Source organism: Promicromonospora sp. NPDC019610, from assembly GCF_044389365.1.
Lineage (GTDB): Bacteria > Actinomycetota > Actinomycetes > Actinomycetales > Cellulomonadaceae > Promicromonospora.
The window spans coordinates 585,402-608,606 of sequence record NZ_JBIRXX010000001.1; the positions used below are offsets into that span (position 1 = coordinate 585,402).

The 23,205-nt window shown below is 73.3% G+C and carries 20 protein-coding genes and 1 riboswitch; of the genes, 7 read left to right on the forward strand and 13 right to left on the reverse strand.

Going from position 1 to position 23,205, the window contains the following annotated elements; translation table 11 throughout:
- Positions 1-107 precede the first annotated feature (107 nt).
- Positions 108-2,585 carry a glycoside hydrolase family 3 N-terminal domain-containing protein gene (locus ACH45N_RS02540; RefSeq protein ID WP_397390846.1) on the forward strand — a complete coding sequence of 826 codons (2,478 nt, stop codon included), beginning with the start codon at positions 108-110 and terminating at the stop codon, positions 2,583-2,585.
- A 48-nt stretch (positions 2,586-2,633) separates the two neighbouring features.
- Here ACH45N_RS02540 and ACH45N_RS02545 read toward each other — a convergent pair whose 3' ends face one another.
- Positions 2,634-3,899 carry an O-succinylhomoserine sulfhydrylase gene (locus ACH45N_RS02545; RefSeq protein ID WP_397390848.1) on the reverse strand — a complete coding sequence of 422 codons (1,266 nt, stop codon included), beginning with the start codon at positions 3,897-3,899 and terminating at the stop codon, positions 2,634-2,636.
- Complete coding sequence (locus ACH45N_RS02550) at positions 3,896-4,345, reverse strand: rhodanese-like domain-containing protein (RefSeq protein ID WP_397390850.1); 450 nt, start codon at positions 4,343-4,345, stop codon at positions 3,896-3,898. The genes ACH45N_RS02545 and ACH45N_RS02550 overlap by 4 nt, the downstream gene beginning before the upstream one ends.
- A gap of 267 nt (positions 4,346-4,612) precedes the next feature.
- Positions 4,613-4,727: riboswitch (SAM riboswitch) on the forward strand.
- A 31-nt stretch (positions 4,728-4,758) separates the two neighbouring features.
- On the opposite strand from ACH45N_RS02550, the gene ACH45N_RS02555 reads away from it, so the two are divergent.
- Positions 4,759-6,177 carry an aminotransferase class V-fold PLP-dependent enzyme gene (locus ACH45N_RS02555; protein ID WP_397390852.1) on the forward strand — a complete coding sequence of 473 codons (1,419 nt, stop codon included), beginning with the start codon at positions 4,759-4,761 and terminating at the stop codon, positions 6,175-6,177.
- Between the two features lie 3 nt (positions 6,178-6,180).
- Here ACH45N_RS02555 and ACH45N_RS02560 read toward each other — a convergent pair whose 3' ends face one another.
- Complete coding sequence (locus ACH45N_RS02560) at positions 6,181-6,777, reverse strand: hypothetical protein (RefSeq protein ID WP_397390854.1); 597 nt, start codon at positions 6,775-6,777, stop codon at positions 6,181-6,183.
- Between the two features lie 156 nt (positions 6,778-6,933).
- Entirely contained in the window at positions 6,934-8,433 is a 1,500-nt protein-coding gene (locus ACH45N_RS02565) for an amidase (RefSeq protein WP_397390856.1), read from the reverse strand.
- 213 nt (positions 8,434-8,646) lie between these two features.
- On the opposite strand from ACH45N_RS02565, the gene ACH45N_RS02570 reads away from it, so the two are divergent.
- Positions 8,647-9,429 (forward strand): hypothetical protein, encoded by a 783-nt coding sequence (locus ACH45N_RS02570; protein WP_397390858.1) that lies wholly within the window; start codon positions 8,647-8,649, stop codon positions 9,427-9,429.
- 72 nt (positions 9,430-9,501) lie between these two features.
- Here the strand turns inward: ACH45N_RS02570 and ACH45N_RS02575 are convergent, their stop codons facing one another.
- The 3 genes from ACH45N_RS02575 to ACH45N_RS02585 all read right to left on the reverse strand — a co-directional run bounded on the left by ACH45N_RS02575 (position 9,502) and on the right by ACH45N_RS02585 (position 11,815).
- The gene (locus tag ACH45N_RS02575; protein WP_397390860.1) at positions 9,502-9,756 is read right to left on the reverse strand and encodes a hypothetical protein; all 255 of its coding nucleotides are present in this window, start codon (positions 9,754-9,756) and stop codon (positions 9,502-9,504) included.
- Between the two features lie 143 nt (positions 9,757-9,899).
- Positions 9,900-10,793 (reverse strand): LLM class flavin-dependent oxidoreductase, encoded by an 894-nt coding sequence (locus ACH45N_RS02580; protein WP_397390862.1) that lies wholly within the window; start codon positions 10,791-10,793, stop codon positions 9,900-9,902.
- 26 nt (positions 10,794-10,819) lie between these two features.
- A complete protein-coding gene (locus ACH45N_RS02585; protein ID WP_397390864.1) occupies positions 10,820-11,815 on the reverse strand; it encodes a helix-turn-helix domain-containing protein in 996 nt (331 codons plus the stop codon).
- 130 nt (positions 11,816-11,945) lie between these two features.
- On the opposite strand from ACH45N_RS02585, the gene ACH45N_RS02590 reads away from it, so the two are divergent.
- A complete protein-coding gene (locus ACH45N_RS02590; RefSeq protein WP_397390866.1) occupies positions 11,946-12,806 on the forward strand; it encodes a hypothetical protein in 861 nt (286 codons plus the stop codon).
- A gap of 193 nt (positions 12,807-12,999) precedes the next feature.
- On the opposite strand, the gene ACH45N_RS02595 is transcribed toward ACH45N_RS02590, so the two are convergent.
- From ACH45N_RS02595 to ACH45N_RS02605, 3 genes are all read right to left on the reverse strand, one after another.
- Positions 13,000-13,962: a MaoC family dehydratase gene (locus ACH45N_RS02595; protein WP_397390868.1), complete on the reverse strand. Its 963-nt coding sequence runs from the start codon at positions 13,960-13,962 to the stop codon at positions 13,000-13,002.
- The gene (locus ACH45N_RS02600) at positions 13,959-15,302 is read right to left on the reverse strand and encodes a 3-oxoacyl-ACP reductase (RefSeq protein ID WP_397390870.1); all 1,344 of its coding nucleotides are present in this window, start codon (positions 15,300-15,302) and stop codon (positions 13,959-13,961) included. Before ACH45N_RS02600 ends, ACH45N_RS02595 begins: the two co-directional genes overlap by 4 nt.
- A gap of 65 nt (positions 15,303-15,367) precedes the next feature.
- Positions 15,368-16,690, reverse strand: coding sequence for an acetyl-CoA C-acetyltransferase (locus ACH45N_RS02605; RefSeq protein WP_397390872.1), 1,323 nt, complete (start codon positions 16,688-16,690; stop codon positions 15,368-15,370).
- 184 nt (positions 16,691-16,874) lie between these two features.
- On the opposite strand from ACH45N_RS02605, the gene ACH45N_RS02610 reads away from it, so the two are divergent.
- Together ACH45N_RS02610 and ACH45N_RS02615 are read left to right on the forward strand one after the other, a co-directional pair.
- Entirely contained in the window at positions 16,875-17,606 is a 732-nt protein-coding gene (locus ACH45N_RS02610) for a TetR/AcrR family transcriptional regulator (protein WP_397390874.1), read from the forward strand.
- Between the two features lie 61 nt (positions 17,607-17,667).
- Complete coding sequence (locus ACH45N_RS02615) at positions 17,668-19,788, forward strand: acyl-CoA dehydrogenase (protein ID WP_397390876.1); 2,121 nt, start codon at positions 17,668-17,670, stop codon at positions 19,786-19,788.
- A gap of 52 nt (positions 19,789-19,840) precedes the next feature.
- Here ACH45N_RS02615 and ACH45N_RS02620 read toward each other — a convergent pair whose 3' ends face one another.
- A complete protein-coding gene (locus ACH45N_RS02620) occupies positions 19,841-20,140 on the reverse strand; it encodes a hypothetical protein (RefSeq protein WP_397390878.1) in 300 nt (99 codons plus the stop codon).
- Positions 20,141-20,411: 271 nt separating this feature from the next.
- Positions 20,412-21,281, reverse strand: coding sequence for a DUF2599 domain-containing protein (locus ACH45N_RS02625; RefSeq protein ID WP_397390880.1), 870 nt, complete (start codon positions 21,279-21,281; stop codon positions 20,412-20,414).
- A gap of 93 nt (positions 21,282-21,374) precedes the next feature.
- Here ACH45N_RS02625 and ACH45N_RS02630 point away from each other — a divergent pair, with 93 nt between their 5' ends.
- On the forward strand, positions 21,375-22,034 hold the full coding sequence (locus ACH45N_RS02630; protein WP_397390882.1) for a hypothetical protein: 660 nt from the start codon (positions 21,375-21,377) through the stop codon (positions 22,032-22,034).
- Here the strand turns inward: ACH45N_RS02630 and ACH45N_RS02635 are convergent.
- The gene (locus ACH45N_RS02635) at positions 22,000-23,196 is read right to left on the reverse strand and encodes a T6SS immunity protein Tdi1 domain-containing protein (RefSeq protein ID WP_397390884.1); all 1,197 of its coding nucleotides are present in this window, start codon (positions 23,194-23,196) and stop codon (positions 22,000-22,002) included. The two genes, ACH45N_RS02630 and ACH45N_RS02635, sit on opposite strands and share 35 nt — an antisense overlap.
- Positions 23,197-23,205: the final 9 nt, after the last annotated feature.

Below are 23,205 nucleotides of genomic sequence, written 5' to 3' on the forward strand. Positions count from 1 at the left end.
TGAGGTCCACCGAATCACCCTATCCAGCGGTCAGCAGCGCTTGTGCCTCGCCGGAGGGCGGTGTGTGATCGGTAAATCACCTCCCAATGAAGAGAGGAATACCTCAGATGTCCGCCATCTCAGGCGCGGCGCAGCACTACCGCGTCCGCAGAACACCGGCACTCATCTCCGTGGCGGCGCTCGCCACCACGACACTGTTCGTACCCCCTCTGGCCACCCGCGCCGCCCCGACCGCCGAGGCAGTCGTGAGCGCCGACTCCGTCACCTTCGTCGACGACGGCGCCACCGCGACGGTCGCCGTCACGGTCGAGGCCGCCGACGGCGCCGTGCTCGACGCCCCCGTCACCGTCGGCTGGCGCACCGGCTCCGGCACGGCCACCGCTGACGCCGACTACGCCGCCACCTCCGGCACGCTCGAGTTCCCCGCCGGCACGCCCTCCGGCACCGAGCGGACCGTCCGGATCACCACCCGCGCCTCGGACTCCGGCGAGACGGCGGAGACCGTGCCCGTGATCCTGGAGTCCCGGGACGCGCAGGTCTCCCGCCAGCCCGCCGTCGTCGTGCGGGCGCACGGCCTGCCCTACCTGGACCCGCGCCTGTCCACCAAGAAGCGCGTCGCCGACCTGCTCAAGCGCATGACGCTCGCCGAGAAGGTCGGGCAGATGACGCAGGCGGAGCGCGCGAACGTCACCAGCGACCCGGCGGCCATCACGGAGCTCGGCCTCGGCTCGGTGCTCAGCGGCGGCGGTTCGACGCCCGCCGAGAACACGCCCGAGGCCTGGGCGGACGCGATCGACAGCTTCCAGACGCAGGCCCTCGCGACGCGGCTGCAGATCCCGCTGATCTACGGCGTCGACTCCGTGCACGGGCACGGCAACCTGTACGGCGCGGCGATCCTGCCGCACAACATCGGGCTCGGCGCCACGCGCGACCCCCTGCTGGTGGCGCGGGCCGAGCGCATGGTCGCGTCCGAGACGCGCGCGACCGGCATCCCGTGGACGTTCGCGCCGTGCGTGTGCGTGGTGCGCGACGACCGCTGGGGCCGCACCTACGAGTCCTTCGGGGAGCACCCCGCGCTCGCGAGTGTGCTCGGCGCGGCCGCCGTGACCGGCTTCCAGGGCAGGGACCTGGACAGCAGCACGTCCGTGCTCGCGACCGCCAAGCACTTCGTGGGCGACGGCGACACCACCTTCGGCACCGGTGAGGGCGACTACACGATCGACCAGGGCATCACCGAGCAGAGCCGGCGGCACGTCGAGCAGGTGGACCTGCCGCCGTACGTCGCGGCGCTCAAGGCCGGCGTCGGCTCCGTCATGCCGAGCTTCTCCAGCATCGACTGGACCGACGACGGCCTCGGCAACCCCGTGAAGATGCACGCGAACCGCGAGCTGGTCACGGGATGGCTCAAGCAGAAGCAGGGGTTCGACGGCTTCGTGATCAGCGACTGGCAGGGGATCCACCAGATCCCGCCACTCGCGGACGACTCCCCGACCACCGACCAGATCGTCACCGGCGTGAACGCGGGCATCGACATGTTCATGGAGCCGTCGCAGTTCGAGCGCTTCCACACGCGGCTGCTCGCGGCGGTCCAGGAGGGGCGTGTCAGCGAGAAGCGCATCGACGACGCCGTGTCCCGGATCCTCACCGCCAAGTTCGAGCTGGGGCTGTTCGAGGAGCCGTTCGCGGACCGGTCGAACGCCGACGACATCGGCTCGGCGGAGCACCGGGCGATCGCCCGCAAGGCCGTCGCCGAGTCGCAGGTGCTGCTCAAGAACAGCCACCGCGCCCTGCCGCTGGACGACGACGAGAGCATCTACGTCGCGGGCCGCAACGCCGACGACCTGGGCAACCAGGCCGGCGGCTGGACCGGCACGTGGCAGGGCTTCTCGGGCGACGTCACGCCGGGCACCACGATCCTGGAGGGCATCGAGGCCGCGGCCGGCGACGTCACGTTCAGCGAGGACGCCTCCGCGCCGACCGACGGCGCCGACGTCGGCATCGTCGTCGTCGGCGAGACACCGTACGCCGAGGGTTTCGGCGACGTCGGCGGGCCCGAGTGGGCCTGGGACCCCGCCGACGGCGGGGTGCCCCGCGAGGAGAAGTCGATGTCGCTGCAGCCCGGCGACGCCGCGGTCGTGGAGAAGGTCTGCGCCGAGATCAGGACCTGCGTGGTCCTGGTGGTCTCGGGGCGGCCGCAGGTGCTCACCGACCAGCTCCGGTCGATCGACGCGCTGGTCGCGTCGTGGCTGCCGGGCACGGAGGGCGCCGGCGTCGCGGACGTGCTGTTCGGCGACCGGAGGTTCACGGGCAAGCTGCCCGTCTCGTGGCCCCGGTCCGCCGACGACCCGGTGGTGAACGTCGGGGACAAGCACTACGACCCGCTGTTCCCGTTCGGCTGGGGCCTGTCCACGGGCGGCCGCACGTCGCACCACGACGAGCAGCGGCTCGCGCTGCAGACGGAGGTGCTCGACCCGGCCACCGGTGTCCCGCCGGCGGCGTCCCGGGCGATCGCGACGTCGGACGTGGCGCTCCTGGAGGGCCACGAGGCCCAGGCGACCCGGATCCTCACCCGGGCCGGGAGCTGACGAGGCGTCGAGGCCCGGCGGTCGCGCCGACCGCCGGACCTCGACGGCCTACCCCGCCGAGGCCAGCGCCTGCTCGACGTCCTCGATGATGTCCTGGACGTCCTCCAGGCCCACCGAGAGGCGAACGGTCGTCTCCGCGATGCCCACGGCGGCCCGGCCGGGCGCGCCCAGCTTGCGGTGCGTGGTCGTCGCGGGGTGGGTGATCAGGGACTTCGCGTCGCCGAGGTTGTTCGAGATGTCGACCAGCCGCAGGGCGTCGAGGAACGCGAACGTGTGCCGCTTCGCGGCGTCGTCGTCCGTGCCCTCGGGGACCGCCAGGTCGAACGTCACGACGGTGCCGCCCCCGCTCATCTGCGACCGTGCCAGGTCGGCCTGCGGGTGGGAGTCGAGGAACGGGTAGCGCACGGTGCCCACGGCGGGCAGCTCCTCCAGGGCCTGCGCGACGGCGAGGGCGCTCGCGCTCTGGGCGGCGACGCGCACCGGCAGCGTCTCCAGGCCCTTGAGCAGGGTCCACGCGTTGAACGGCGCCAGCGACGGCCCGGTGTTGCGGATGAACGTCTGCACGGGGCCCGTGATGTACTCCGTGGAACCGAGGATCGCGCCGCCCAGCACGCGGCCCTGACCGTCGATGTGCTTGGTCGCCGAGTAGACGACCACGTCGGCGCCCAGCTCGAGCGGCTTCTGCAGCAGCGGGGTGGCGAACACATTGTCCAGCACCACGACCGCCCCGGCGGCGTGCGCCAGGTCCACGACGGCGCGGACGTCCACGATGTCCTGCATCGGGTTCGAGGGCGTCTCGAAGAACACCACGTCCGCGGGCGTCGAGAGCGCGTCCTCCCACTGGGACAGCACGTGCCCGTCCACGTAGTCGGTGCGCACGCCCCACTTCTTGAAGATCTCCTCGAAGATCACCACGCTGGACCCGAACAGCGCCCGGGCGGCCACGATCCGGGAGCCGGAGCTCACGAGAGCGGCCAGCGACGTGAACACCGCGGACATGCCGGTGGCGGTCGCGTAGCAGGCGTCGGCGCCCTCGAGCTGGCGCAGACGCTCCTCGAAGGTGTGCACCGTCGGGTTGCCGTAGCGCGAGTAGACGAACCGGTCGACGTCGCCCTTGAACGCGGCCTCGGCCTCCGCGGCGTTGTCGTAGACGTAGCCCTGCGTGAGGAACAGCGCCTCGCTCGTCTCCTGGAACTCGCTGCGCTGGTGGCCGCCGCGCACGGCGAGCGTCGCCGGGCGGACGCCGTCGGGCAGCGGCTTGCGGCCGGAACCGCCGGGGTTCGCGCCGGGCGGGAACGCGCCGGTGACGGTCACGCGGGGCCCGCCGTCCACGGCAGGCCGGCGACCTTCCAGCCCTGCTGGTCCCGGACGCCGTCGGCCCCGGGCGCACCCTCGAAACCCTCCAGCACGTTGTACGACGGCGCGATGCCCGACGCCGTGGCGAGCCGCGCCGCCGCGATCGAGCGCTGGCCGGAGCGGCACAGGAAGACGAGGGGCCCGTCGGTCACGCCGGCCGCCCGGAGCTCCTCCAGGAACCGCGGGTTGGGCACGCCGCCGGCCCGCACCCACTCGGAGAACACGGGCTGCTTCTCCAGCGACGCCGTGTCCGGGATGCCGATCGTGCGCCACTCGCCCTCGGTACGGACGTCCACGAGCGTGGCGTCCGGGTCGCCGGCGAGCAGGTCCCAGGCCTGCTGAGGCGTGATGTCGCCGGCGTAGCCGTCGGCCGGTCGTGCTTCGACGCGCGCGGGATCGCTCATGATGCTCCTCCATCGGTCGTGGCGGTAGCACCCTCGTCCGTCCTCCGCTGCTGCGGGGAACGCTGGGTTGCTGCGGCGTCGTCGTGCCACGTCACTCGGCCGCTCGGGATGGTCGTTGCCCACCCTACGACATGGTGTCCGGTGGGTGGAACAGTGTCTCGACAGGCAACCCGAGTAAAACAGTAGGGAACGAGCCGACCGGATCGTGGGACCAGCATCTGAGACATGCGTTGACAGGTGTTTTGCCCGCAGCACAGGATGGCCGCAGGTCATGAGCGCCAGCGTCAAGCCCCGGCTCGCTGGCCGGCAACCCTCCCTCCGCGGTGGGGTGCCCCGGGTGACGACCAGGCCGCGCGCAGTCCGCGTGCGGCAAGCGCGGGGGAACCTCCCCCAGGACTGTGCTGGAGGACGCCATGTCTGCTCCCACCCTCAGCCGTGCCACCACGGTGACCGGCCTCGCCCCGCTGCGCCCCGTCGTCGGCGGCGGGACGCTCGTCCCCCTCGTGGACGGCACGCAGGTCTCGTACGCGAACCTCGACGTCGCCGCGTCGGCCCCGGCCCTGCAAGCCGTCGCCGACCGGGTCACCCAGGTGCTGCCGCTGTACGCCAGCGTGCACCGCGGCGCCGGCTACCTCTCCCAGGTGAGCACGGCGCTCTACGAGACCGCGCGCCGCACCATCGGCGCGTTCGTCGGCGCCCGCGAGGACGACCTGACGATCATCACCCGGAACACCACCGACTCGCTCAACCTCCTCGCCGGCTGCGTCCCCGCCCAGCCCGACGGCGAGCCCGGCCGCGTGCTGGTGCTCGACGTGGAGCACCACGCGAACCTGCTGCCCTGGCAGCGCACGACCGGCGCGACCGTGCTGACCGGCGGTGCCACCGTGGCCGAGACCATCGCCCAGATCCGGGAGGAGCTGGCCGACACCGCGGCGGACCGCCCGTACGCCCTCCTGGCCCTGACCGGCGCCTCGAACGTGACCGGCGAGTCCCTCCCGATCGCCGAGATCGTCGCCGTCGCCCACGAGTTCGGCGCGCGCGTGGTGCTCGACGGCGCCCAGCTCGTGCCGCACCGCCGCATCTCGCTGGAGTCCACCGGCGTGGACTACCTCGCCTTCTCCGGGCACAAGACCTACGCCCCGTTCGGCGCCGGCGTGCTGGTGGGCCACCGCGACTGGCTCGACCAGGGCACGCCCTACCTCGCGGGCGGCGGCGCCGTCCGGCGCGTGCGCGTGAGCGGCACCGACTGGCACGAGGGGCCCGCCCGCCACGAGGCCGGCTCGCCCAACGTGATCGGCGCGGTGGCGCTCGCGGCGGCCTGCGAGGAGCTGGCAGCGCTCGACCCGGCCGAGGTCGTCGCGCACGAGAACGCCCTGCGCCGCCGGCTCGTGTCGGGGCTGGAGGCGATCGACCGCGTCGAGGTCGTGCGGGTCTGGGCCGACGCCGTCGACCCGGTCGGCGTCGTCACCTTCACCGTGACCGGGTACGACCCGGGCCTCGTCGCCGCGTACCTGTCCGCGGAGCACGGCATCGGCGTCCGGGACGGCCGCTTCTGCGCGCACCCGCTCCTCGGCCGGCTCGGCTTCGACGCCGGCGCGGTGCGTGCGTCGGTCGGCGTCGGCACCGCGGGCGAGGAGATCGAGCGGCTGATCGCCGCCGTCGGCCGCCTGGTCGACGAGGGTCCGCAGGCCGGGTACGACGTCGTCGACGGGCTGTGGGTCGTGACCGACGACCCGCGTCCGGTGCCCGAGGGCTCCGGCCTCGCGGGCCTGCTGGCGACGGCCGCCCTGGGCTTCGACGAGGCCTTCGGCTGCCTCCCGGACGAGGACTGACGGCTACAGCGCCAGCGCCACGCAGATGCCGCCCATCGTGAGGTCCAGGCCGATGCACCACAGCGCGAGCGAACGGTTCACCACCACGTCGCGGCGGTAGTGCACCACGTCCCACCCGGCGTGCGCGGCGAGGGCGAGGCCCGCGAGGGCCAGCCCGAGACGCGGCTCCAGGAACAGGGCCGCCGTCGCGACCCCGAAGAAGCCGGCCATCGCGGCGGCCTGCGGCCACGTCGCCCGACGTCCGCGGGCCAGCCCGATGCCGGCCAGGACCAGCCCCACCAGGACGAACGCGATCCAGCGCGGCGTGTCCAGCAGCTCGGACGCGACGGGGATCGCGGACGCCAGGAGGGCGACGAGCCAGGCCGTCCAGCGGACGCCGGTGACGGCGGCGGCCAGGTAGCACAGCGTCGCGACGCCGATCGCGGTGGTCGGGTCCTCGGCGACGGCGTCCTGCCAGGTGCCGCCCACGATCGCCGTCCCGCCCACCAGCAGGGCGAAGCCCGTCAGCACACCCAGCACGATCCAGGCGGTGTTGGTGGGCCAGGTCCCGGTCCACCGGCTCGGCCGCGCGGGGGCGGTCGTCTCGAACGTCTCGGCCATGGCTCCGTCCTCCCTGTCCCGGCGCGTCGGCACCGTCGCGTCCAGATACCCGCTAGGGGTACCCAACCACGCGCAGCCAGGGACGCGGAACCAGATTCGGCCACCACCGAAGGGTCAGACGTACAGGTCCCTCCGGGGACCCGTACGTCTGACCCGTCAGAGCGGGAAGGCGCGCGGGCGGGGGATCGCCGCCTCGATCTGCGCCGCCAGCGCCAGCAGCGTGAGCTCACCGCCCGGCCGGCCGACGATCTGCACCCCCATCGGCAGCCCGGCCGGCGCCTCGGCGGTGGGCGCGGTCCAGTGGGTCGGCACGGTGATCGCGGGCAGCCCGGCGACGTTGAGCATCGACGTGAAGGGTGTGTACTGGCACTGCTGCTCGAAGTTCCGCTCCGGGTCCTCGGCGTCGTACCACCCGATCGGCCGCGGGGTGAGCGCCAGTGCGGGGGTCACGACGGCGTCGTAGGCGCTGACCTGCGCCACGAGCGAGCGCTCGAAGCCGGTGAGCGTGCGCACCGCCTCGGCGAGCTCCCGCGCGGGCACCTCGCGGCCCGACCGGATGAGCCACTGCGTGAGTGGCTCCAGCCTGCCGAGCGTCTCCGGGTCGTCGATCGGCACGGCCGACGCGCCGCCCATCCACAGGGTCCGGAACGCCGGGGCGTACTCGGGCGCCTCGGCCAGCACCGTCTGCTCCACCTCGTGCCCCACCCCGGCCAGGGCGCCCACCCCGGCGTCCAGCGCGGCGCGCGCCTCGGGGGACACGGCGATGTCGTAGAAGCCGTCCCACGCGGACGAGGTGGTCACGCCGAGGCGGGCTGCCCGCGGGCCGCCCGCCTCGTCCGGCAGCTCGGCCCGCTGCGCGGCCGCGAGGTAGGCCCCGGCCGCGTACGACGGCGCCCGCAGCGTGTACGGGTGCGCGACGCCGCCCCCGGCGCGCCGGGGGAGCATCGCCTCCAGCAGCAGGGCGGTGTCGGCGACGGTGCGCGCGATCGGCCCGTTCACGACCAGCCCGCCCAGCGAGTCGACGCCGCTGCCCGCGGGCAGCAGCCCGCGCGTGGGCTTGAGGCCGACGACGCCGCAGGCCGCCGCAGGGATGCGGATCGACCCGCCGCCGTCGGATCCGGGCGCAAAGGGCAGCATGCCCGCCGCGACGGCGGCGGCCGCCCCGCCGCTGGAGCCGCCTGCCCCGCGGCCCAGGTCCCAGGGGGTGCGCGCCGGGGCGGCGCCGACCGGCTCGGTGTAGGCGGGGAAGCCCAGCTCCGGCGCGGCGGTCTTGCCGAGGCTGACAATCCCGGCGTCGTCGAGCACCTGCACGATCTCGTCGCTCTCCTCGGCAGGCGGCAGCCCCGCGAAGGCGCGCGACCCGAAGCCGGTCGGTACGCCCGCGCGGTTCCACAGGTCCTTGTCCCCGGTGGGCAGGCCCCACAGGCTGCCCGACGGCGGCGGCGTGTCCCCGCCGGAACCCGCCCCGCACGTCTCCTGGAGCTCGGCCGCCCGCTTCCGTGCCCGCTCCGGGGTGACGGTCGCGAACGCGCCGACCGCAGGGTTCAGCCGCTCGATCCGGTCGAGGAAGTGCTCGGTGACCTCGGTGGGGGTGAGCTCTCCGGCGGCGAGAAGGTCGCGGAGCTCGACGGCGGTCCGCTCGTGCAGGGCATCCATCCCGTCAGGCTAGACGCTTTTTGACACATCGCATTCAACGTTGTGACCTGCACTGATGTGTCCAGGTACGGACAATTGGCGCTCCGCGTATTCCCATTCTGCCGCGCAGAATGCGCTTCTCCGGCATATGTTCGTGCCGAGCTGTCACCTTTGCGCCCGCGCCGTCACGGTGCGCGCGAGGTGCGCAGAAATATCTCGAAGGGGGAGAGCACTATGACATTCTTCAATACGGCACTCGTCGTGCCGAACCAGGTCGACTGGCTGGCGCCGCTCACGAACGCGCTCGGTGCGGTCGCGAGCTTCATCCCGAAGCTCCTCGTGTTCCTGGTGATATTCCTCATCGGGTACTTCATCGCCAAGGCGATCGCCCGGTTCGTGGGCATGATCCTCACGCGGATCGGCTTCAACAGGGTGCTCGAGCGCGCGGGAGCGAACCGCCTCCTCGCCGGGTCGGGCATCGAGCCGATCGCGCTGCTCACGAAGATCATCTACTACTTCATCCTGCTGATCACGCTCCAGCTCGCGCTGAGCGCGTTCGGGCCCACCAACCCGGTGAGCGCGATCGTGAACCAGATCGTGGCGTGGCTCCCGAGCCTCGTCGTCGCGATCATCATCGTCGTGATCGCGGGTGCCATCGCGAATGCGGTGAAGGACCTTCTCATGAACACCATGAGCCGCGTTTCCTACGGCCCGCTCGTGGCGAAGACGGTGTCCTTCTTCATCATCGCGCTGGGTGTTATCGCCGCCGTGAACCAGATCGGCATCGGCACCACCGTGACAATGCCCGTGCTCATCGCATTCCTGGCCACGGTGGCCGGCATTCTCATCGTCGGTGTCGGCGGTGCGCTGATCGGCCCCATGCGGTCACGCGTGGAGGGTTTCCTGGGCCATCTGTCGGACGGTTCCGCTGCCGCCAGGCCCGTCGTGGAGCCGAACAACACGCCCACCGTCGCACCCGGCACCCCGGGCTCGTTCGCCCCGCCGCGCGACCTCTGATCGTCTGACCCACACGACGCCGGGGTCGCACCGCCACATGACGGTGCGACCCCGGCGTCGTGCCGCGCGGGCTCAGTACTCGCGGTCGTCCTCGACGGACGTCACACGGGTCCCGTCCGTCCCGGCCGACCAGTCCTTGTTGTCGGACGTCACCCGCGTGCCGTCCGTGCCGAGGTCCCGGTCGTCCTGGCCGACGGACGTGACCCGCGTCCCGTCCGTGCCGTACTCCCGGTCGGCGGCCGCGGCCGCCCCGGCGCCGAGCACCCCGGCGGCCGTCGTGAGAAGGGCCGCGGTACCAGCGGCGGCCACCCGTACGAGCTTGTTCATCGTGAACCTCCTTCGTGGCCGGAGGGACGGTCCCGCCCGGCCCGGTCCACGCTGCGGCACGGGCGGGCGGGGCTCAACGTCCTTTGGGTGAGGCCGAATGTCCGGCCGCCCGGGCCGACGGCCCGCGCCGTCGGCCCGAGTCCTCAGTCCCGCGCCAGCATCTCCCGCGCCTCGCCCAGCACCTCGGCGAGCCGCTCCAGGTCGGGGTCGTCCTCGGTCGGCTGGATCGCCACGGTGTCGGCGCCTGCCGCGCCGAACCGGCGCACGCCGTCGGCCAGCGCCAGCGCGTCGCCCCAGACGGCGTAGCCCGCGAGCCGCTCGTCGTCCGCCACGTCCTGGCCCCAGGTGGTGAGCTCGGCGCGCAGCCGCTCGGCGGCGCCGGGACCCGTGCCGCCGGAGACGAACTGGACCACCGAGAAGTCCTCGGCCTGGCGTCCCGCCGCGGCCCGGCCCTCGGCCACCCGCTCCAGCGCTGCCGGGAGCCCGACCAGGCCGACGGAACCCTCCAGCACCACGCCGTCGCCCACCTCGCCCGCGAGGCGCAGCGACTTGGGTCCCGTCGCGGCGACCGGCACGCGCACGGGCCGGGCGGGCGGCCAGTCGAGCTTCACGTCGTCCAGGGTCACGTACCGGCCCGACGTCGTCACCCGCTCTCCCGCGAGCAGCGCGCGCAGCGTCGTCGCGTACTCGCTCATCAGGGTCAGGGGAGACGTCGCCTTCACGCCGACCTGCGCCATCCAGGACTGCACGCCGTGCCCGATCCCGGGGACGAGCCGGCCGGGGAACATCCCGTCGACGGTGGCGACCTCCATCGCGGTGAGGGCGACGTTCCGCAGGGGCGTCGGCAGCACGCCGATCCCGACGCGCACGTGGTCGGTCGCGGCCAGGATCGCGCTCGCGGCGGAGATGCCGCCGGTCTGGAAGCAGTCCTCCCAGAGCCAGATCTCCTCGATGCCCGCGGCCTCGACGGCGCGGGCGAGCGGGATGACGCGGGACGGCGGGGTCGAGGGGCGGATGATGCACGCCAGTGTGGTCATGGCCACACGCTGTCACGGGGGTGCCGTCAGATCCAGCCCTTGCGGGCGGCGTGCCAGCCGAGCTGGATGCGCGTCGAGACGCCGGCGATGTCCATGAGCACCTTGACGCGGCGCTGCACCGTCCGCAGCGAGAGGCCGAGCTGGTTGGCCACCGACTGGTCCGTGAGGCCCACGAGCATGAGCCCGAGGATCCGGGCGTCCTGGTACTCGAGCTCGCCGCCGCCCTCCGGCTCGCCGGGTCGCGCGAACGGGGTGGCGTCGCGCCACACCGCCTCGAACAGGGCGATGAGGGCGTCGAGCAGCCCGGAGGGGTGGATGATCAGCGCGCCCACCAGGTCGGGCGTGAGGTCGGAGTCCTCGGCGTCGACCACGGTCTGGATCGGCACGAACGCGAGCCGGCGGTCGATGATGAACAGCTTGATCGGCACCCGCTCGGAGAACCGCACCTCCTCGCCGTTGTCGATGGCCGCCGCGACGTCGTCCACGCGCATCATGCCCGTGTCCAGGAAAACGCGGTCCACCACCACCCGGTACCGGACGCCGCGCGCGACGGCCTGGTCCTCGGCCGTGTTGTCCTCGGCGGACAGCACGAAGACCGGCGGCTTGGTGAACGACTCGACCGTCTCGCGCGCGCCGAGCTGGAGCTGCATGATGCGGTGCTTCACGGCCTCCGCCCCGCGCACCACGTCGACGACGTCGGTCGCCGGCCGCAGCGCCGACGAGCGCCGGAAGTCCTCCTCCAGCTCGATCAGCTCGACCTGCGCCGCGCGGATCTCGTCCTTGCGCCGGGCGAGGAGCGCGCCCAGCGCGATCTCGGGGGGAGCGGCCTGGAACCTGGAGTCGTCCGCACTCTGCCGGGCCGCGAGGCCGTGACTCTCCAGCGTCCGGAGCACGTCCAGGGCGTCGCCCGGGTCGCACCCGAGCCGGTGTGCCAGCTCCGCGGAGTCGAGCGAGGGTGACGCCACGAGCTCGCGGTACGCGAGCGACTGCGACTTGGTCAGGCCGAGCACGTCACTGAGCATGTCATCCTCCCGCCGGATGAATTTCACCGTGCCGTGGCGAGGATACGCCAGGGGTGCGCTTCGACGCTTTTGTCCCCTCTGTGGGCGCGCGTGGGCCGGGCGGGCCGAGCCGGTTGGTAGCCTCCCGGACGTGAGCACCGAAGACGTGAGCTTCCTCGCCGACGGCGGCGAGCGGGTCGCGGGCCGCTGGTTCCTGCCGGACGGCGCCCCGGTCGGCGTCGTGGCGATCGCCCCGGCCATGGCCATGCCGATGCGGTTCTACCGGCACACCGCCGCGTGGCTCGCCGGGCGCGGGTTCGCGGTGCTCACCTTCTCCTACCGCGGCTCGGAGCCGGAGCTCTACGGCCCCCTGCGGGACTCCACGGTCACCGCCCTCGACTGGTACCACGACGCCGAGGCCGCGGCACTGCACGCGCGCGCCCGGGCCGATGCCGACGGCGTCCCGCTCACCTGGGTCGGCCACTCGTTCGGCGGCCAGAGCCTCGGCTTCCTGGCCGACGTCGGCGTCGACCGCTGCGTGATGGTGACCTCGGGAACGGGCTGGCGGGGCAAGGCGGCGCCGCCCATCCGGACGTGGTCGCCCCTGCTGTGGCGCGTCATCGCGCCGACCGCGACGGCGCTGGTGGGCTACTACCCGGGCCGGCGGCTGCGGATCCTGGACGACCTGCCCGGCGGCGTCATGCGCCAGTGGGGCCGCTGGTGCCTGCACCCGGACTACCTGTTCAGCGAGCTCCCCGAGCTGCGGGACCGGTTCGCGAAGGTCGAGACGCCGGTCACCGCCCTGTGGACCGCCGACGACGAGCTGATCTCCCCGGAGTCGATCCGGTACTGGAGCCGCGAGTTCCCGGGCACCGAGGTGGAGCTCGTTGAGATGCGCGCCGCCGACCACGGCCTGACCCGCATCGGGCACTCGGGCTTCTTCCGCCCCAAGCGGGCGGTCCTCTGGGAGCAGATCCTGCTCCCACGCCTGGCGCTCCGCGCCCCGGCCTGACGCCTCCGCACCCCGGCACGCCCGTCTGCGCGCCCCGGCCTGACACATCCGGGTTCTGCGCCTGACCGCGCGGACACACCCTCCCCTTTGAGGCCCGGGTTTCTTCGCTTTGGCGCCGCCCAAAGCGAAGAAACCCGGGCCTCAAAGGGGAGTTCGACACCGGCTGATGTCGGACATTCCGGCCTGGCGTCGGTCAGAGGGGCCGGATCGTGCCCCGGAAGTGGCGGGTGCCCCTGCCCGACCGCCAGCCGTCGTACACGAAGCCGTCGGCCGGGCCCGCCGGGTCCACGTCGGCCGCGTTCCGGATCGCGACGTCGACCGTGCTGGGCAGCAGCACCGGCCGGAAGAACTCGACCGTCCACTCGTACGCCTCGCCGCGCCGGGCGGGCCCGACCTCGGCCAGCGCCCGCGCCGCGGTGTACATCCCGTGCGCGATGGCCCGCGGGAAGCCGAACGCCTTGGCGCCCAGGCTCGACGTGTGGATCGGGTTCTGGTCACCCGACACCGCGCCGTAGGCCCGCCCGGTTCCCGGGCCGAGCTTCCAGCGCGCCGTCGGCAGAGGCGCCGCCCACTCCTCGCGCGGGGACTCGTCGGCCCGGGCCGCGCCGTCGGGCGCCGTGAAGCCCTTGGCGAGGTAGGTCGAGACGCCCTGGTACGCGAGGACGCCGTCCACCAGCACCTCGGCGACCAGGTCCACCTGGACGCCCCGGCGGTGCGCCCGGGCGTCCTGCGCCCACGCCCGCACCTCGACGGTCTCGCCGAGTCGCACCGGGCGCAGCACGCGGGCCACGTTCCGCAGGTGCACCATGCCGAGCAGCGGCAGCGGGAAGTCGCCGCGCACCATCACGGCCGTGGCCACCGGGAACGCCAGCACGTGCAGGAACCCGGCGGGCAGCACGTCGGACGACGGCTCGCCCAGCAGCTCCTGGTACGCGGCCAGGTGCGCCGCCTCGCCCGCGGTGTCCACGCGGGCGACGCGGTACGCCACCTCGGGCAGCCGGACCTCGCCCTTCGGGCGCTTGCCGGGCGACCCGGCGACACCCTTCGTGAAGAGCCCGCCCAGCCTCGGCACCTCGGGCAGCTCGGTCACGCCGTACGACGCCGGCAGCTCTGCCGTTGGTGCGCCTCCGCGACGCTCCGTTCCGCGCACGGTCACTTGCCCACCATGTGCTGGCCGCACACCCGCAGGGTCTGCCCGTTGATGCCGGACGCCGGCTCGGACGCGAGGAAGGAGATCGCCTCGGCGATGTCGACCGGCAGGCCACCCTGGCCCAGCGACGGCATCCGGCGCGCCACGGTGCGGGTGAGGGCGGGCACCTTCGCGGTCATCTCGGTCTCGATCCACCCGGGCGCGACGGCGTTCGTGGTGCCGCCCGTGGCCGCGAGCACCGGAGCGCCCGCGGCGGCGTTCGCGATGACGCCCGCCTTGGTGTAGCCGTAGTTGGTCTGCCCCCGGTTGCCGGCCAGGCCGGTGGTCGAGGCCAGCGAGACGATCCGCAGGCCCTCGACGCCGGCCGCGAGCAGGCGCTCGTTGATCTGGAGCTGCGCGGTGAGGTTCACGGCGATGACCGGGTCCCACTTGTCCGCCGTCATGTTGGCGAGCAGCTTGTCCCGGGTGATACCGGCGTTGTGGACCAGGATGTCCAGGCCGCCGAGCGGCTTGGTGGCGGCCAGGATCTTGTCGGCCGCGTCGTCGGCGGTGATGTCGAGCTGGAGCGCGACGCCGCCGATCTCGTTCGCGACGGCCGCGAGCGACTCGCCGGCGGGCGGCACGTCGATCACGACCACCTTGGCGCCGTCGCGGGCCATCGTCCGGGCGATCGCCGCGCCGATGCCGCGCGCGGCGCCGGTGACGACGGCCACCCGGCCGGCCAGCGGGGTCTCCCAGTCGACCGGGCCGGCGGCGTCGGACGGGCCGACGGGCAGGAGCTGGCCGTCCACGTACGCCGACTTGGCGGACAGGAAGAAGCGCAGCGTGGCGACGGCCGAGGCCGAGTCGACGGCCGCGCCGCCCGTGAGCTGGATGCCGTTGGCCGTGGACCCGCCGCGCAGCTCCTTGCCGAGCGAGCGGACCAGACCCTCGACGCCGCCGCGGGTCGCGGCCAGGACCGGGGCGTCGCCCTCGGCCACGGCGCGGGAGACCGTCACGACCCGGCCGTTGCCCGCCAGGCGCCGCAGCGTGCCGGCGACGGTGAGCACGGGGGCCGACACGGCCGACGGCGTCTCGGCACCGGTCAGCACCAGCACGACGGCGCCGAACCGCTCGCCGTCGGCGGTCTCCGGGCTGCGGCGGACGTCGACGTCCCAGCCGGACAGGACCTTGGCCACGGCGTCGGCGTCGGCGGCCGAGGCGTCGTCGGACACCACGAGGACCGGGCCCACGGTGAGCGGGCTACCGGGGCGGTAGCGCCGGAGGATGGCCGGCTGGGGCAGGCCCAGCTTCTTGAAGACGGGCTTGAGCGTCCCGTTGGCCAGGTTGAGATAGCTGTCGGTCACGATGTCCTCTTCGTTGCGGGGCGGTACGGGTGGGCTCGGGCGGACTCAGCCGGTCGCGGCCCGGTTCAGACGGACTCGACCAGGGCGACCGCGCCCAGACCGCCGGCGGCGCAGACCGAGATCAGCGCCCGTGCGGGCTGACCGGTCTCCGCGGCCTTCGCGGCGACCAGCTTGGCGGCGGTCGCGATGATGCGGCCACCGGTCGCGGCGAACGGGTGACCCGCCGCGAGCGAGGAGCCGTTCACGTTGAGCCTGCTGCGGTCCACCTTGCCGAACGCACCGTCGAGCCCGAGCTCCGTACGGCAGTATTCCTCGTCCTCCCACGCGGCCAGCGTGGTCAGCACGGTGGAGGCGAAGGCCTCGTGGATCTCGAAGAAGTCGATGTCCTCCAGCGTGAGGCCCTGGCGGGCCAGCAGGCGCGGGACCGCCGCGACCGGGGCCATGAGCAGGCCCTCGTGCCCGTGCACGAAGTCGACGGCCGCCGTCTCGGCGTCCACGAACTTCGCGAGGATCGGCAGCTCGCGCTCCTCCGCCCAGGCGCGGGACGCGAACAGGACGGCGGACGCACCGTCGGTCAGCGGCGTCGAGTTGCCCGCGGTCATGGTGGCCGGGTCCTCGAGCGTGGCGCCGAACACCGGCTTGAGCTTGGCGAGCTTCTCGAGCGACGTGTCGGGGCGCAGGTTGTCGTCGCGGGTCAGGCCCTTGAACGGCGTGACCAGGTCGTCGAAGAAGCCGGCCTCCCACGCGCGGGCGAGGTTCTGGTGCGAGTTGTACGCGATCTCGTCCTGCGCCTCGCGGCTGATGCCCCACTTCGCCGTGGTGATCGCCTGGTGCTCGCCCATCGAGAGGTGGGTGCGCGGCTCGCCGGTGCTCGGGGTGGCGGGGGCCAGGTCCTTGGGGCGGATCTGGAGCAGCGCCTTGATCTTGGCCCCGGTGGTCTTGGCGTGGTTCGCGTCCAGGAGTGCGGCACGCAGGCGGTCGCTGACCACGATCGGCGCGTCCGAGACGGTGTCGGTGCCGCCGGCGATCGCGGACTCGATCTGGCCGAGCTTGATCTTGTTGGTCACGGCGATGGCGGCCTCGAGGCCCGTGGCGCACGCCTGCTGGACGTCGTAGGCGGGGGTGGTGGGCGACAGGGAGGAGCCCAGCACGCTCTCGCGGATGAGGTTGAAGTTCTTGCTGTGCTTCAGCACCGCGCCGCCGACGACCTCGCCCAGGCGCTCGCCCTGCAGGCCGAAGCGGGCGACGAGCCCCTCCAGCGCTGCGGTGAACATGTCCTGGTTGCTGGTCCGCACGTACTTCTTGCCGGCGCGGGAGAACGGGATGCGGTTGCCGCCGATGATCACGGCTTCGCGCGTGGACGGGACGGGGGCGGGGGTAGTGGACACGTCGCTGTTCCTTAGTCGTTCGTCGTCGGGCAGAGGGCTTCGTTGGGTCGAGCCTTGTCGAGACCAGGCCGGGCCGCGACCCGGTTCGCCCCGGGTGGTGCCCAGGACTCACAGTACCTGATACTCTCAGTCTCGTGAGACGAATCACAAGACCTCTAGCGAGTCAAGGTGGGGAGGCGGACCGATGAGCATCGGAGTCGACGGTCGTTCGACCCGCTGGGACGACCACCGCACGGCCCGTCGGGCAGAGCTCGTCCGCGCCGCGCGCAAGGCCGTGCACCGCCTGGGGCCCGCGGTCTCGATGGACGAGATCGCCGCCGCCGCGGGGACGTCCAAGTCGATCGTCTACCGGTACTTCGACGACAAGGCGGGCCTGCGTCTCGCCGTCGCCGAGACGGTGGTCATGCAGATGCACGACGCCCTGCGGGCCGCCGCGCAGCAGGCTGACAACCCGGAGATGGCGCTGCGCGAGATGGTGCGCGTCTACCTCGAGATGATCGAGAGCTCCCCCAACGTCTACTGGTTCGTCACCCGGACCGCCATCGGTGGCAACGAGCCCGCGCCCGTCGAGAGCGGCCGCCGTGGCCGTCGCGCCCCGGCACCCGCGGACGACGCCGGCGTGCCGAGCACCCCCGCCGACCTGCACCCGCTCGGCGCCTACCTCGACTCGGTGATCGAGCTCGTCGCGGAGCCGTTCGCGCGGGCCACCGACGTACCCCCGGCGGACGCGGCGGCCTGGGCCGCGGGCGCCGTCGGTTTCGTGCGCGGCTCCGGTGAGTGGTGGCTCGGCCACCGCACCGTCGACTCGACACCGCTGACGCGGGAGCAGCTCACCGAACGCGTGACCCTCTGGCTCTGGACCGGGCCCGTGGGTGTGCTGCACAACCGTCCCGGCGCCGCACCGGCGACCGCCTGACCCCGACCCACCCTCCCGACATCCAGAACCTGGCCCCCTGGCCGAACACCGAGGAGAACCGATGACGACCACCTCCGAGCCCGTGACCACCACCGCGGCGGCGCCACAGGCCGTGGCCCCCCAGCCCGAGGCGACCCGTCCGGCGTCGGGCACCCGTGTGGACGTGCCCGCCCTGGAGCAGATGCTGCTGGGCCGCTGGCCCGAGGAACGGTCCGAGGCCCGCCGGATGGTGGCCGCGCACCCCGAGCTCTGGAAGCGGGAGGGGATCACCAAGGAGGAGCACCGGGAGATCACGCTCGCCCAGATGAAGCAGATGGTGCCGTACGGCCAGGTGCTGCGGGCCTTCCCGGAGCGCCTCGGCGGCAGGGAGCAGGCCGGCGGCAACCTCGTGGGCTTCGAGGAGCTCGTCGCGGCCGACCCGTCGCTGCAGATCAAGGCGGGCGTGCAGTGGGGCCTCTTCGCCTCCGCGATCAACCACCTCGGCACCGAGGAGCAGAAGGACCGCCTGCTCCCCGGCGCGATGGACCTGAGCGTCCCGGGTGCGTTCGCGATGACCGAGACGGGCCACGGCTCCGACGTCGCCGCCATCGGCACCACCGCGACGTACGACCCGGAGACCGAGGAGTTCGTGATCAACACCCCGTTCCGCGGGGCGTGGAAGCAGTACCTCGGCAACGCGGCGAAGCACGGCGTGGCCGCGACGGTGTTCGCGCAGCTGATCACGAACGGCGTGGACCACGGCGTGCACTGCTTCTACGTGCCGATCCGGGACCCGCAGACCATGGAGTTCCTGCCCGGCGTCGGCGGCGAGGACGACGGCCAGAAGGGTGGCCTCAACGGGATCGACAACGGAAAGCTGCACTTCACGGACGTGCGGGTGCCGCGCCGCGACCTCCTGGCCCGGTACGGCCAGGTCGCCGCGGACGGCACCTACACCTCGTCGATCGACAGCCCCGGCCGCCGCTTCTTCACGATGCTCGGCGCCCTCGTGCAGGGGCGCGTCTCGCTCGACGGCGCGGCGATCACCGCGGCGAAGATCGGCCTCGCGATCGCCACGAAGTACGCCGAGCAGCGCCGCCAGTTCTCGCCCGCGACCGGTGCCGACGAGCTGACGCTGCTGGACTATGCGACGCACCGGCGCCGGCTCTTCCCCCGCATCGCCGAGGCGTACGCGATGCACTTCGCGCACGACGAGCTGCTCGACCTGTTCGACGACGTGTTCTCGGGCCGCGAGGACACCCCCGCCAAGCGCGAGGACCTGGAGACGACGGCGGCGGCGCTCAAGGCGACGTCCACCTGGTACTCCCTCGACACGCTGCAGGAGTGCCGCGAGGCCTGCGGCGGCGCCGGCTTCCTCTCCGAGAACCGGTTCACCGGGCTGCGCGCGGACCTCGACATCTATGCCACCTTCGAGGGCGACAACCACGTGCTGCTGCAGCTCGCGGCCAAGCGGCTGGTGGGGGACTACGGCAAGAAGATGGCGCGGGCCGCCAAGTCCCCGGCGGGCATGGCGGGCATCGTGGCCGGGCAGGCCAGGGACGCGGTGCTGCACAAGACCCCGCTGCGCCGGCTCGGCCAGTCGGTGGCCGACGGCGGCGGCGCGCGCTCCGCGGGCCGTCTGCTCGACGCCGAGGTGCAGCGCGGCCTGATCGCCGGCCGCTACGAGGGCATGGTCGCGGCCACCGCGATGGGCATGCGCCCGGCGCTCAAGGCCGACCCGGTCAAGGCGCAGGAGATCTTCGACGACAACCAGGTCAGCCTCATCGGGTCCGCCGCCGCGTGGGCCGAGCTCGTCCGCTGGGACGCGTTCACCAAGGCCATCGGCACGGTGTCCGACCCCGGCAACCGCAAGGTGCTGACCCTGCTCCGCGACATCTACGGGCTCACCACGATCGAGCGGCACCTCGACTGGCACCTGACCAACGGCCGCATCTCGACGGGACGCGCCAAGGCCGTCACGGCGACGATCGACCGCCTGCTCAAGGCGCTGCGCCCCCACGTGCTGGACGTCATCGACGCCTGGGGCTTCTCGCAGGAGCACCTCCGCGCGCCGATCGCCGACGGCTCCGAGAAGGTGCGCCAGGACGAGGCGCGCGCGTACTACCGCGAGCTCCGCGCGAGCGGCACGGCGCCGATCAGCGAGAAGGAGCTGCGTAAGCAGCGGGCCGGGCAGACGCGGTAGGGCCGGGACCGCCTCGCCGCACTACGCCGGCGAGGCGGTCACGACCAGCGGGTCACGCGGCGTCCGGCACCGCGGCCACGACCGGCACCGGGAGCTGCTGCACCGGGACCGGCTCGGCCTCGGCGTCGGGCTCCTCGGTGTCGGCGGGGCGCGCGAGCGGACCGCTGAGGGTGATCGGGGCGTCCGTCGCGGGCGCCGGTTCGGGTATCGCGCGGACCACCACGAAAGTGCCCGCCAGCCCCAGGAGGGCGGCGAGCACGGCGAGCGGTACGAGCTGATAGGCGAGCGTCATTCCGAGCAGCGCGCCGACGCCTACCGCGACGGACGATCCGAGAACGAGTACGCGGGTCATCTGGAGCCTCCCTGCCAAGGTGTCTCCGAGGAGAAATTGCCTGACCCCAGGGGGGAACTCTGTGGTGCCGCACTCCGGAAGACGCCCCTCGGGCGTCTGGGGGCGCACGAAGAGCATGTACTGGGGCCCGGCTGAGCTGGGGCTCATCAGATTGTTTGTGGCGAGCCTGCCTCGCCGCTTTTCCAGGAAACCCCAACCTGCGCGGCTCCGCACCCCGAACAGCACCGGTCCTGGTCACGACTGGGTCACGGCTGCGTACGGTCCGCTTCGCTCACACCGGGTTGCAGTGCGCGGTGGCGGTCAGGATCAGGCCGACGTCGGGCCGCCACGGCTCCAGGTTCCACGTCTCCTTGTCCATGGCGCCGACGGCGTGGCACACGAGCTGGTGCTCCATCGTGTCGCTGTCCGCCTCCGGCTCGGCGGCCACGAGCTGGGTGCGGATCAGGTCCAGGCCGGCCTCTCCCGCGCGCCGGGCCCAGTCCGCCGGGTCGACGGCGAGGGACCGCCCGCCCTCGTTCTCGCCCCAGGTGGTGCTCTCGATCGACTCCGTGCCGACCACGAACGTCACGGTCACCGGCTCGGGACGCGCTGTCTGCCCGCCGCCCCCGGACGTCGCCGCGCGGTCGTCGATCCGCAGCCTGGCCTGGGTCGCGTCGATGTCGGTCACCTCGATGCGCGGCGCGTCCTCGGCGTCGGACGGCGGTTCCGGCGGGGCGATCGCCGCGACGGGCGTGCCGCTGCCGTCGAGCACGGAGATGCTGCCGTCGGTGTCGACGTCGAGCGCGCCGGGCGAGGTCAAGGAGAGCCGGGCGGAGCCCTCGGGCCCGAGGGAGAGCGTGACCGTCCGCGTGCCCGGCCCGAGCTCGTCCTCCCGCACGTCGGCGGCCTTCCGCGAGCTGACGTCCAGGACGACGTCGCCGACGGTCACGGTGCTGGTCCGTGCCTTCGGCCCGGTGCCACCCGGGTCGGACGACGGCGCAGGCGTCGATGTCGGTGACGGCTGCGACGCTGTCGCCGTCGGGTCACCGGCTCCGTCCGAACCCTGGGCGCGCTCGACCAGGCTGCACCCGCCCACGGCGAGGGCGGCTGCGAGCGCGGCGCACGCGGCAAGGGGAGAGGCGACGGCCCGGCGGATCTGCACGTGCCCATTGTGCGGGGTGGCGGCCGTGCTCGGGGCGGGCCCGGGTCGGCGTGCCGGGTGGCGCGCCTCGACCTCACCCCCTACTGTTAGAACATGCGTTCGAACAATGTGCTGGTGACTCGCGGTCCGGCCGACGTGCCGGACCAGTCTCCGCGTGGTGCGTCCGTGCCGCGCGAGTCGGGGTTCGCGAGCGGTTTCGCGAACCTTTCCGAGGCGGTCGACGCCGTGGCGGCGATCGACTCCCTGCTCTCCTCGCTCGCGGCCTCGCGCGCCGTGCTGATGGAGTCGGTCCGGGAGTGGGTGGCCGACCAGCCGGACCTGTTCGACGCCCCGGAGGTCGAGGCGGACGACCTCGCGGGCCTGGCGCCCGAGCTCGTCGAGCGGCTGGCCAGGGCGCTCCGGGTGCCGGAGAGCTCGGCGGTCGCTCTCATCGAGGAGTCCCGGGCGCTGGTGCACGAGCACCCGCGCACGCTCGCCGCGCTGCGCGGGGGGCACATCACGCACGCGCACGCGCAGACGATCCTCGGGTACACGGACGGGCTGCGGCGGGGCAACCGGGTGGCCCTGGAGACCCGCCTCCTCAAGCATGCGCGCACCACGACGCCCGGTGAGCTGAGCCTGGTGGCGCGGGCCGAGCGGGAGCGGCGGCTGCGTCCGGTGCGCAGGGCCGAGCCGCAGGTGGTGGCGCCGGCCGAGCACCGGTCCCGGCGTCAGCGGGTCAGCGCCGTCCCCACAGGTCGTCCCACGCCGTGAAGGCCTCGTCGGTGTGCCGGTTCGGCTGCTGGCCACCGACGGGTGCCTGGCCACCGGCTGCTGCCTGGCCGCCCCAGGCCGGGGCGTCCCACGTCGGCGCGGCCTGGGGCGGCTCCTGACCGCCGCCCTGCTCGGTGTCGTACGGGGCCCAGTGCTGCTGCTCGTACGGCGCGCCCGGCTGCTCGCCGGACGTGCCCGGGCCGTACCCGGGGGCGGCCGGGTAGTCCTGGGCGTACGTGGCGTCGTAGCCCCCGGGCGGCGTCGCCGGCTGCGCGGGCTGGTGCGGTTCCAGCCAGGGCTGCGCCGACTCCGTCTGTCCCGTCCAGAGGGGCGCGGCCGGGTACTCCTGCGACCACGGCCGGTCCAGGGCGCTGGGCGTCCGGTGCGCCGGGGCGCCGACGTCCCGTGTGCCGACGTCCCGGGTGTCGCCGTGCCGGCCGCCGTAGGTGGGTGCGGCACGGTTCGGGGAGTCGTAGGCCTGGTCGCCGACGTGGCTCTGCGCGGCGTACGGGGCCGGGCCGAACGTGTCCTCCCGGCCGGGCGTCGGCGGGAGCGCCGGGTAGCCGTCGTCGTTCCGCCGCGGCGCGGAGACCGCCGCGAACGTGGTGGTGGCCAGGTACTGCTCGAACGGGACGTCGAAGGTCTCGTCGTGCGACCACGACGAGTCCCACGGCTCGGCGGCCGGGGCCGGGGCGGCCCGCCGGCCGTCGTCGGGCAGCGGGGGCAGGCGGATCTCGCCCGAGCTGTGCCGCACGCGGTCGTGCATCTGCCCCACCCAGTTCAGGGCGAGCTCGAAGCGCATGGTGCCGAGGCCGTCCACCCCCAGCTCACCGCCGAGCGCGGGGTGCGGGTTGAACGTGTAGACGTCCTCCTCGCCCAGCCGGATGCCGCGGCTGCGGGCGTCACGGACCAGGTCGTCCATGAGGTACGTGGCGCGCCCGTCGGCCGACTCCAGCTCCGCGTACATGGTCACGGCGGAGTTCCAGCGCAGCTCGAGCGTGCCCTCGACCGTGTCCAGGAACCACCACCCGTCCAGCGACTCCAGGAAGATGTCGCCGAAGCAGGTGGCGAAGCGCGGGGTCTGTTCGCGGATCCCCATCCACTGCCACGAGGCCAGCCCGAACTCGAAGGCAACCTTCGGGAAAGTCCGGAGCAGCTTCATGTCCGAATG

Bases quoted from the DNA above. Each gene is read 5' to 3' on its own strand.
- ACH45N_RS02565 (WP_397390856.1), bottom strand. From the start codon at position 8,433: ATGGATGCCCTGCACGAGCGGACCGCCGTCGAGCTCCGCGACCTTCTC.
- ACH45N_RS02540 (WP_397390846.1), top strand. From the start codon at position 108: ATGTCCGCCATCTCAGGCGCGGCGCAGCACTACCGCGTCCGCAGAACA.
- ACH45N_RS02630 (WP_397390882.1), top strand. From the start codon at position 21,375: ATGCGTTCGAACAATGTGCTGGTGACTCGCGGTCCGGCCGACGTGCCG.
- ACH45N_RS02635 (WP_397390884.1), bottom strand. From the start codon at position 23,196: ATGAAGCTGCTCCGGACTTTCCCGAAGGTTGCCTTCGAGTTCGGGCTG.
- ACH45N_RS02570 (WP_397390858.1), top strand. From the start codon at position 8,647: ATGACATTCTTCAATACGGCACTCGTCGTGCCGAACCAGGTCGACTGG.
- ACH45N_RS02615 (WP_397390876.1), top strand. From the start codon at position 17,668: ATGACGACCACCTCCGAGCCCGTGACCACCACCGCGGCGGCGCCACAG.
- ACH45N_RS02585 (WP_397390864.1), bottom strand. From the start codon at position 11,815: ATGCTCAGTGACGTGCTCGGCCTGACCAAGTCGCAGTCGCTCGCGTAC.
- ACH45N_RS02580 (WP_397390862.1), bottom strand. From the start codon at position 10,793: ATGACCACACTGGCGTGCATCATCCGCCCCTCGACCCCGCCGTCCCGC.
- ACH45N_RS02610 (WP_397390874.1), top strand. From the start codon at position 16,875: ATGAGCATCGGAGTCGACGGTCGTTCGACCCGCTGGGACGACCACCGC.
- ACH45N_RS02555 (WP_397390852.1), top strand. From the start codon at position 4,759: ATGTCTGCTCCCACCCTCAGCCGTGCCACCACGGTGACCGGCCTCGCC.
- ACH45N_RS02620 (WP_397390878.1), bottom strand. From the start codon at position 20,140: ATGACCCGCGTACTCGTTCTCGGATCGTCCGTCGCGGTAGGCGTCGGC.
- ACH45N_RS02575 (WP_397390860.1), bottom strand. From the start codon at position 9,756: ATGAACAAGCTCGTACGGGTGGCCGCCGCTGGTACCGCGGCCCTTCTC.
- ACH45N_RS02560 (WP_397390854.1), bottom strand. From the start codon at position 6,777: ATGGCCGAGACGTTCGAGACGACCGCCCCCGCGCGGCCGAGCCGGTGG.
- ACH45N_RS02550 (WP_397390850.1), bottom strand. From the start codon at position 4,345: ATGAGCGATCCCGCGCGCGTCGAAGCACGACCGGCCGACGGCTACGCC.